This is a genomic window from Pseudomonas sp. 43(2021) (assembly GCF_017490805.1).
Classification (GTDB): domain Bacteria; phylum Pseudomonadota; class Gammaproteobacteria; order Pseudomonadales; family Pseudomonadaceae; genus Aquipseudomonas.
Genome location: NZ_JAFGYJ010000212.1, coordinates 1 through 555, shown reverse-complemented (window position 1 = coordinate 555; position 555 = coordinate 1). Strand labels below are relative to the sequence as shown.

General features: G+C 58.0%; 2 pseudogenes. Both read left to right on the top strand.

Going from position 1 to position 555, the window contains the following annotated elements:
• Positions 1 to 90: pseudogene (gene tpx / locus J5M71_RS26810) on the top strand (lipid hydroperoxide peroxidase); the annotation flags it as partial.
• A 174-nt stretch (positions 91 to 264) separates the two neighbouring features.
• Positions 265 to 555, top strand: a pseudogene (locus tag J5M71_RS26805) (multidrug transporter subunit MdtA); the annotation flags it as partial.

Genomic DNA, 555 nt, shown 5'->3' with positions numbered 1-555 from the left:
GACGAAAACGACACCGTCCTGCACAGCGAACTGGTCAAGGAAATCGCCGAAGAGCCTAACTACGAAGCGGCACTGTCCGTTCTCAAGTAAGGCTTTTACAATTGTTAACGGCCTGGCCCTGTCCAGGCCGTTTTCATTTGTGTATCAGGGTTTTGCCTAACACCTTGAAACGTAAGTGGAAGGTAAATTGCCGGTAAAGCTGCTTTGCTTAAATCCACTCAGTGCTTATCGTTCAGCCTCCCGTAATAGAAGCCCACGCGCCCAATGGTCAATAACTCCATGCAATCGTCCCCCCGCAAATCCCGTCGCTGGCTGATCAGCCTGCTGGTCCTGTTGGTCATCGCTGTCCTGTGCTGGAAATTCTGGCCCACCGGCTCTGCTGACAAGGCGGGCGGCGACAAAGCGGCCGCCGGCCATACCGGGCGCTCGGGAATGATGCGGCCGGGCTTCGGCGGCGGTACCGGGCCGATTCCGGTGCGTGTGGCGCCGGCGGTGAAGGGCGACTTCCCGCTGTATTACAAGGCACTGGGCACGGTCACCGCGCTCAATACCATC